The 6928-nt window shown below is 71.4% G+C and carries 8 protein-coding genes; 5 read left to right on the top strand and 3 right to left on the bottom strand.

Annotated features, from left to right (window positions below; translation table 11 throughout):
• Window positions 1–100: 100 nt before the first annotated feature.
• From ACFWP7_RS19595 to ACFWP7_RS19585, 3 genes are all read left to right on the top strand, one after another.
• The gene (locus ACFWP7_RS19595; RefSeq protein WP_384382787.1) at window positions 101–1066 is read left to right on the top strand and encodes a zinc-binding dehydrogenase; all 966 of its coding nucleotides are present in this window, start codon (window positions 101–103) and stop codon (window positions 1064–1066) included.
• Window positions 1067–1184: 118 nt separating this feature from the next.
• On the top strand, window positions 1185–1394 hold the full coding sequence (locus tag ACFWP7_RS19590) for a helix-turn-helix domain-containing protein (protein ID WP_384382786.1): 210 nt from the start codon (window positions 1185–1187) through the stop codon (window positions 1392–1394).
• The gene (locus tag ACFWP7_RS19585) at window positions 1394–1966 is read left to right on the top strand and encodes a Clp protease N-terminal domain-containing protein (RefSeq protein ID WP_384382785.1); all 573 of its coding nucleotides are present in this window, start codon (window positions 1394–1396) and stop codon (window positions 1964–1966) included. Before ACFWP7_RS19590 ends, ACFWP7_RS19585 begins: the two co-directional genes overlap by 1 nt.
• Window positions 1967–2099: 133 nt before the next feature.
• Here ACFWP7_RS19585 and ACFWP7_RS19580 read toward each other — a convergent pair whose 3' ends face one another.
• Together ACFWP7_RS19580 and ACFWP7_RS19575 are read right to left on the bottom strand one after the other, a co-directional pair.
• Complete coding sequence (locus ACFWP7_RS19580) at window positions 2100–3296, bottom strand: helix-turn-helix transcriptional regulator (protein WP_384382784.1); 1197 nt, start codon at window positions 3294–3296, stop codon at window positions 2100–2102.
• A gap of 1 nt (window position 3297) precedes the next feature.
• Window positions 3298–4245 carry a DUF4097 domain-containing protein gene (locus ACFWP7_RS19575; RefSeq protein WP_384382783.1) on the bottom strand — a complete coding sequence of 316 codons (948 nt, stop codon included), beginning with the start codon at window positions 4243–4245 and terminating at the stop codon, window positions 3298–3300.
• A 152-nt stretch (window positions 4246–4397) separates the two neighbouring features.
• Here ACFWP7_RS19575 and ACFWP7_RS19570 point away from each other — a divergent pair, with 152 nt between their 5' ends.
• Window positions 4398–5243 (top strand): hypothetical protein, encoded by an 846-nt coding sequence (locus ACFWP7_RS19570; RefSeq protein WP_384382782.1) that lies wholly within the window; start codon window positions 4398–4400, stop codon window positions 5241–5243.
• 86 nt (window positions 5244–5329) lie between these two features.
• On the opposite strand, the gene ACFWP7_RS19565 is transcribed toward ACFWP7_RS19570, so the two are convergent.
• Complete coding sequence (locus ACFWP7_RS19565; RefSeq protein WP_010061466.1) at window positions 5330–5515, bottom strand: DUF6104 family protein; 186 nt, start codon at window positions 5513–5515, stop codon at window positions 5330–5332.
• A gap of 267 nt (window positions 5516–5782) precedes the next feature.
• Between ACFWP7_RS19565 and ACFWP7_RS19560 the strand changes: the two genes are divergently transcribed.
• Window positions 5783–6928: CU044_2847 family protein (locus ACFWP7_RS19560; protein WP_384382781.1), on the top strand; the 1146-nt coding region annotated here is incomplete at its 3' end.

Raw genomic sequence — 6928 nt, 5'->3', positions numbered from 1 at the left:
AACGCCGGACGGGCTGAATTGAGGGCCCCGGACGTGACGGGACGCGTGTCACAGAGGGACCTGGTTCCGTCCGGCGGGGGCGGCGCCTATCGTCAAGGTCATGTTCGCTGCCTACGCCGCCCGGATCGACCGTGACCAGCCGCTCAACGGCCTGGAGTTGGGGGAGCGTCCGGTCCCCGAGGAGAGGCCCGGCTGGACGACCGTGAACGTGCGGGCCGCTTCCCTCAACCACCACGACCTGTGGTCGCTGCGCGGAGTGGGCCTGGCCGAGGACAAGCTGCCGATGATCCTCGGGTGCGACGCCGCCGGGATCGACGAGGACGGCAACGAGGTCGTGCTGCACTCCGTCATCGGGCAGACCGGGCACGGGGTCGGCCCCAAGGAGCCCCGTTCCATTCTCACCGAGCGCTACCAGGGCACCTTCGCAGAGCGGGTCTCCGTGCCCGCGTGGAACGTGCTGCCGAAGCCCAGGGAGCTGTCGTTCGCGGAGGCCGCCTGTCTGCCCACGGCCTGGCTGACGGCGTACCGGATGCTCTTCACCAACGCGGGCGTACGCCCAGGCGACTCCGTGCTCGTCCAGGGCGCCGGCGGAGGAGTGGCGACGGCCGCGATCGTGCTGGGGAAGGCCGCGGGGCTGCGGATGTTCGCCACCAGCCGCGACGAGGCCAGGCGGAAGAGGGCCGTCGAGCTGGGGGCCGTGGAGGCGCTCGAATCCGGGGCTCGGCTGCCGCAGCGGGTCGACGCGGTGATCGAGACGGTGGGGGCCGCCACCTGGTCGCACTCCATCAAGTCGCTGCGGCCCGGCGGCACGCTGGTCATCTCGGGTGCCACCAGCGGCGACCGGCCCTCGCACGCCGAACTGACCCGCGTCTTCTTCCTTGAGCTCAGGATCGTCGGCTCGACGATGGGTACCAAGGACGAGCTGGAGGACCTGCTGTCGTTCTGCGCCGCCACCGGTGTGCGGCCCGTCATCGACGAGGTGCTGCCGCTCGACCGGGCACGCGAGGGGTTCGAACGGCTGGAGTCCGGCGACCAGTTCGGGAAGATCGTTCTTGCCGTGGACTGACGGTCGTGTGGAGTCGTATGCGGGTGGTTTCGGTTTCGGCGGGCTCGGATTCCTCGGGTCCGCCGTTTGTGTGTCAACTTTGATTGACGGATGCCGGGTGTCAATGTAGGTTGACATCATGACCGAAGCAACGGATCTTGCCGAGCGCGCGGGTGATCGTGATCCGCGCGTCGGGCTGCGGGCGGTCTCCGCGCTGCGGAGGTTGTTGGAGCAGTTGGAAGCGGTGCAGGTGCGCAGCGCGCGCAATCAGGGCTGGTCGTGGCAGGACATCGCCGCGGAACTCGGAGTGACCAGGCAGGCCGTGCACAAGAAGTACGGGAGGCAGTGATGTTCGAGCGGTTCACGAAGGATGCGCGGGCCGTGGTCGAGGGGGCGGTCGGGCACTGCGAACGGGCGGGGGAGAGGCGGGTCGAGGAAGCGCACATGCTGCTCGCCCTCCTGGACCGGGAAGGCAGCCGGGGCTCGTTCGTCCTGGCATCGCTCGGGCTGGCGGGACGGCGTGACTCCGTCGTCCGGGAACTTGCCGAGGCGCGGCGGCGGGGTGGGCTCTCCCGCGCGGACGCCGACGCCCTCTCGGGGCTCGGCATCGACCTCTCGGAGATCGTTTCCCGGGTGGAAGAGACGCATGGGGTGGGCGCGTTGGAGGCGGGGCAGCGGGGTGCCGGTGGGCGCCGGTCGCGGCGGCCCGGCTTCGCTCCCGGGGCCAAGGACGTGCTCACCCAGTCGCTGCGGATCGCTCTCGCCCATCAGGACCGGCACATCGGGGACGAGCACCTTCTGATGGCGCTTGCCTCGCGGCCCGGTGTTCCCGCCGAGGTACTGGCCGACCATGGGGTGACGTACGCGGGGGTTGTGCGGGTGCTGTACGGGGACGGGGGCGGGGTGGCCAAGGCGGGGTGAGGTGGGGGCGGGTGGCGGCGGATGGGGGCATTTTTTCGCCCCCTTCCGCCCCTGCCCGTCCCGTATCCGGGGGCGCCGCCCCCAGGCCCCCGGATCGCGCTGAACGCACTTGTCCTCGATCGCCGGACAGGTCCTAAGGGGTAGCCCTGCGCAATGCCGCCCCGATGTGGGCCGCCGCCGTCGACAAGTGGCGTCGGGTGTCGCGGAGTTGGTCCTCCGTCACGCCGTGGTCGCGGGCCGCGTCGCGGATGTCGTCGCGGAAGCGGTCCAGGAGACGGTCCAGGTCGCGGGCCGGGTTGCCGGTGGAGTCCTCGTGGGCCCAGGAGGGTTCGTAGCCGGCGGGGAAGTCGTCCGGGGTGACTGTGTACTCCGGCTCCTTCGCCCCCTTCGTCTCCCTTGCTTCGTTGGCCGATGTGGCCGATGTGGCCGAAGCGCCTGATGTCGTCGGCGAGTCTGATGTGGCCGATGTGGTGGATCCGGCTGCCGTTTCCGTGCGGCCGAAGCCGAAGTCCTTGCCCAGGTCCTTCGCGAAGTCCTTGCCCAGATCCTTGCCGAAGTTCTTTCCGAACTCGCCGAACTCCTTGGCCAGTTCGGTCAGGCCCTCGCGGACGCCGGTCGGCCAGTCGCCCCGTGCGAAGTGGTCCTGGACCTGGTCCTGGACATGCTTGGCCATGCGCTGCATCTCCTCCTGGGCCTGGGCGCGGGTCCTTTCCTGGGCCTCCTTGGCCTGGCGGCGGGCACGCTGCGCCTCGTCGCGGGCGCGACGGCTCTCGTCCTTCGCGCGGCGGGCCTGCTCCTTCCACTCCTGCTTGACGCGCCGCATCTCCTCCTTCGCGGCCCGCCATGACTCCTTGTCGAGGTTGTCGCCGAATTCCCCGAACTCGCCCCGAGCGGTGTCGTGTTCCTTGGCCGTGGAGCCACCCGCGCCACTCGTGCCACCCCGCCGGGCCGCCGTGGCCGCCGCTCGCATCTCACGTCGCAGGTCGCCTGCCGCGCCCCGTACGTCGGCACGGATCTCCGCCGCGAGCTCCGCCACCGACTCGCGGATCTCCAGCTCCAGGTCGGCCAGCTCACCGCTGCGGTCGGCCAGTTCGGCGCGGCCCGCGTCGGTGATCGCGTACACCTTGCGACCGCCCTCGGTCGTGTGTGTGACCAGGCCCTCGGTCTCCAGCTTCGCCAGCCGCGGGTAGACGGTGCCCGCCGAGGGGGCGTACAGGCCCTGGAAGCGCTCCTCCAGGAGCCGGATCACCTCGTACCCGTGGCGCGGGGCCTCGTCCAGCAGCTTCAGGAGGTAGAGCCGAAGGCGGCCATGGGCGAAGACGGGAGGCATCTCAGAGCACCTTCTTGCTGGTCGGGGCGTCGGTCGCGGGGTCGGTAGCGGTGCCGGAGGGGGCTTCGGGCGCGGTCTCGGGCGCGGCGTCCTGCGGGTCCTCGGGCGCGGCGTCCTGTGGTTCCTCGGGCGGCTCGTCCTCCGTCGGCGGCCTGCGCAGCAGGGCGATGGAACCGGAGACGGTCACCGCCTTCAGCTTGCCGTTGCCCGCGCCCAGCCGGCCGGTGATCTTCTTGGCGCCCCACTGCCCGCCGACACGGAGATCCTCGAAGGCGCTGGAGACGCTGCCGCTCGCGGTGTTCGCCTCCACCACCGCGTCCGCCGGGTGCGGGAGCCGGATGGCGATCTCGCCCGAGACGTTCGACAACTGGACGTCCGTCGGAGTGCCCGTGGCGTCCAGGTCCACGATCATCGAGCCGCTCACAGACTCGGCCCGCACGGAAGAGCCCGAGCCCTCGACGACCGTCAGGTCGCCGGAGACGGAGTTGAAGCGGAGGTCACCTGTGACGGCCTGGGCCTCCAGATTCCCGGACACCGTATCCACGCGAACCGGGCCGGCGATGCGGACCAGTGTCGTGTCGCCCGTGACGCCCTTCACCTCTACCCGGCCGTCCGTCCCGGAGATCACGGCGGCAGCGCCGACCACGCCCAGCTCGACGCGGGTGCTCGCCGGGACGGCCAGGGAGACCACCGCGCTGCGGCGCCAGATCTTGCGGTCGAGCCATTTGAGGAAGCCCTTCCAGGGAAGGTCCTCATAGGCCACCGTGAGGGTGCCGCCCTCCTGAGTCACCTGGAGCGGCGGGCCCTCCAACTCGGAGACTTCGAGCCGGGCGGAACCCTCGTCGGTACCCACGACGTTCACTGTTCCGTTGACGACGCGCACATGCAGGGCCGTCACGGGAGCGTCGAAGGTGAGCTTGCCGGGCTCTGCGACGGACCACTCGGACATGGTGCGACCTCCTCGACAGGATCGGGATGGGACGCGCCATATCGCGTCTTCCACGTAACACGATATATCGCGGATACGGAAAGTCAAGACACCGGCTCCGACGGCCTCCTGGCGGGCAAAAGGGGCAAGTCGCTCGTAAGTGCGCCTACGGTATGACCATGTCCTCGACGTCCGGCGAGTCCTCTGGCCGGCCTTCCGGCCAGGCCCCCGGCGGCCTGCTCCTCTGCCGGGCGCGGCCCGAGTCCGTCGGGTCCGCCGCCCAACTGCTGCGTGAGGGGATGCTGCTCACCGCGGCCGGTGCCGAGTGGAGTGTGCTGGTTCCGGAGGGCAGGCCCTGGCTGCACGGTGCCGAACCCGTCGACCGGGTGCTCACCGGCTGGGCCACCGCTCTCGCCGTCGGCGCCCCCTGGCCCGTACTGGCCCTCTGGTGGGACGCCGACCACAGCGGCTACACTCTCGCCTCGGGTTTCCGCCGCACCGTCGGCTACGAGTGGCTGGCGAACGGCACCCCGGTCGGCGAGGACGAGGCGATGCGTACCTTCGCGGCCCGCCTCGGTCTCGATCCCGTGCTGGACATGCAATCGCTGGAACGGTTGGCCGAGCTCGACTCCGCCGCGGACGCCCGTGCGCGCATGCGCGGGCTGCTCGCCGTCCTCACGCGCGCGGGGGTGGCACTTCCGGCCGGGCTCACCCCGGGGGAGCCCATCGGAAGGCTCCGTGAAGTGGCCCGGGTCCAGCCCGGTGCCGAGCAGATCGAGTGGACGGGGTGGGCTGCCGCGGTCCGTGCGGAGCTCGACGTCGTGGAGGGTGGCAGCCTCGGGCCGTGGCTGCGTGGCCCGAAGGCCCGCGCCCTGGCCGTGGCCCAGCTGGCCGCCGGTCTCCCGCTCGCCGCCTGGGGTGTACGCCGGAGCAGTGGCGGCTGGACCGCCGCGGGGGCCCTGCTGGTGATCCACGGCGTGCTCGGGCTCGCGTACGACCGGCTGCGGGCCTTCGGCTGACCTCGCCCGATACCGATACCGACGGCACCGTTGGCCGACGCTCGCGCGAGCCGGGATTTCGCGAGCCGGAGCTACCCGAGCCGCGACTACTCGTCCTCGTCGTCCTCGTCGTCCAGCCGTGCCAGCCATGTCGCCAGCCGTTCCACCGGGACCTCGAAGTCCGGGTTGAGGTCGACAAACGTACGGAGCTGCTCGGCGAGCCACTCGAAGGTGACCTCTTCCTCGCCGCGCCGCTTCTCCAGTTCTTCGATGCCGCGGTCGGTGAAATACATGGATGGTGCTCCGTGAGTGAAGTGGCGGGCGGGAGTCTTCCCGTGAGGGGAGGCTGGGAAAAGGATAGGCGGGGGCGGGTGACGCCCGGAGGTCCTCTCGCGCGGCTGTCGGCCTGCCGCTAGCCTGCGCAACGGGGCGGCGGGACCACAGGGGCGTGGGGCAATGGGGGAACGGGGGATGACATGGGTGATGGAGTGACCCGTATCGCACGGATCGAACTGCCCGACGGGACACCGGTATGGGCGAGGATTTCCGGCACCGAGGAGTTGGAGGAACCGTCCGGCGGGCTGTCGTACACGGACACGGGTTTCGGTGAGCGGATCGAGGCGCAGGTCGAGAGCCTGCAGTCCGTGATCACCGGCGTCGCACGCTCGCTGGCCGCGCCGCTGCGTGCCGTCCGGCCCGACGAGGTCAGCGTCGAGTTCGGGATCGAGCTGACGGCAAAGGCGGGCAAGGTGATCGGCCTTCTCGCGGAGGGCGAGGCCAAGGCCGCCCTCACGGTCACCCTCACCTGGAACGGCGGCCCGCCGGATCTCGACCTCGTCGACGGCACGGGCGGACTGACCGGGCCCGCCCAGGTGGGTGGGATTGGAGGTTCGGCCGACTCCGCGCCGGTGGGTGGGATTGGTGGTTCGGCCGGGCCCGCGCCTGTGGTTGGGACCGGCGGTTCGGCCGGCTCCGCGCCGGTGGGCGGCACCGGCGGACTGACCGGCTCCGTTCCGGTGGGTGGGTTTGGAGGTTCGGCCGGGCCCGCGCCCGTGGTTGGGGCTGGTGGAGCGGCTGGGTCGGCCGTGGTGGGCGGCACTGGCGGATCGGTCGGCCCGGCGCAGGTGGTTGGGACCGGCGGACTGACCGGGTCTGCCTCGGTGGTTGGGGCTGGTGGAGCGGCTGGGTCGGCCGTGGTGGGCGGCACCGGCGGATCGATCGGCTCCGTTCCGGTGGTTGGGATCGGTGGACAGGTCGGCCCGACCTCGGTGGTTGGGGCTGGTGGAGCGGCTGGGTCGGCCGTGGTGGGCGGCACTGGCGGATCGGTCGGCCCGGCGCAGGTGGTTGGGACCGGCGGACTGACCGGGTCTGCCTCGGTGGTTGGGGCTGGTGGTTCGGCCGGTTCCGCGCCGGTGGGCGGCACCGGCGGATCGATCGGCTCCGTTCCGGTGGGTGGGTTTGGAGGTTCGGCCGGGCCCGCGCCCGTGGTTGGGGCTGGTGGAGCGGCTGGGTCGGCCGTGGTGGGCGGCACTGGCGGACGGGTCGGCCCGGCGCAGGTGGTTGGGACCGGCGGACTGACCGGGTCTGCCTCGGTGGTTGGGGCTGGTGGTTCGGCCGGTTCCGCGCCGGTGGGCGGCACCGGCGGATCGATCGGCTCCGTTCCGGTGGGTGGGTTTGGAGGTTCGGCCGGGCCCGCGCCCGTGGTT

The sequence above is a fragment of the Streptomyces sp. NPDC058470 genome, assembly GCF_042721055.1.
Taxonomy (GTDB): Bacteria; Actinomycetota; Actinomycetes; order Streptomycetales; family Streptomycetaceae; genus Streptomyces.
The sequence above is the reverse complement of the archived record's forward strand: the minus strand, read 5'-3'. Positions and strand labels throughout refer to the sequence as shown.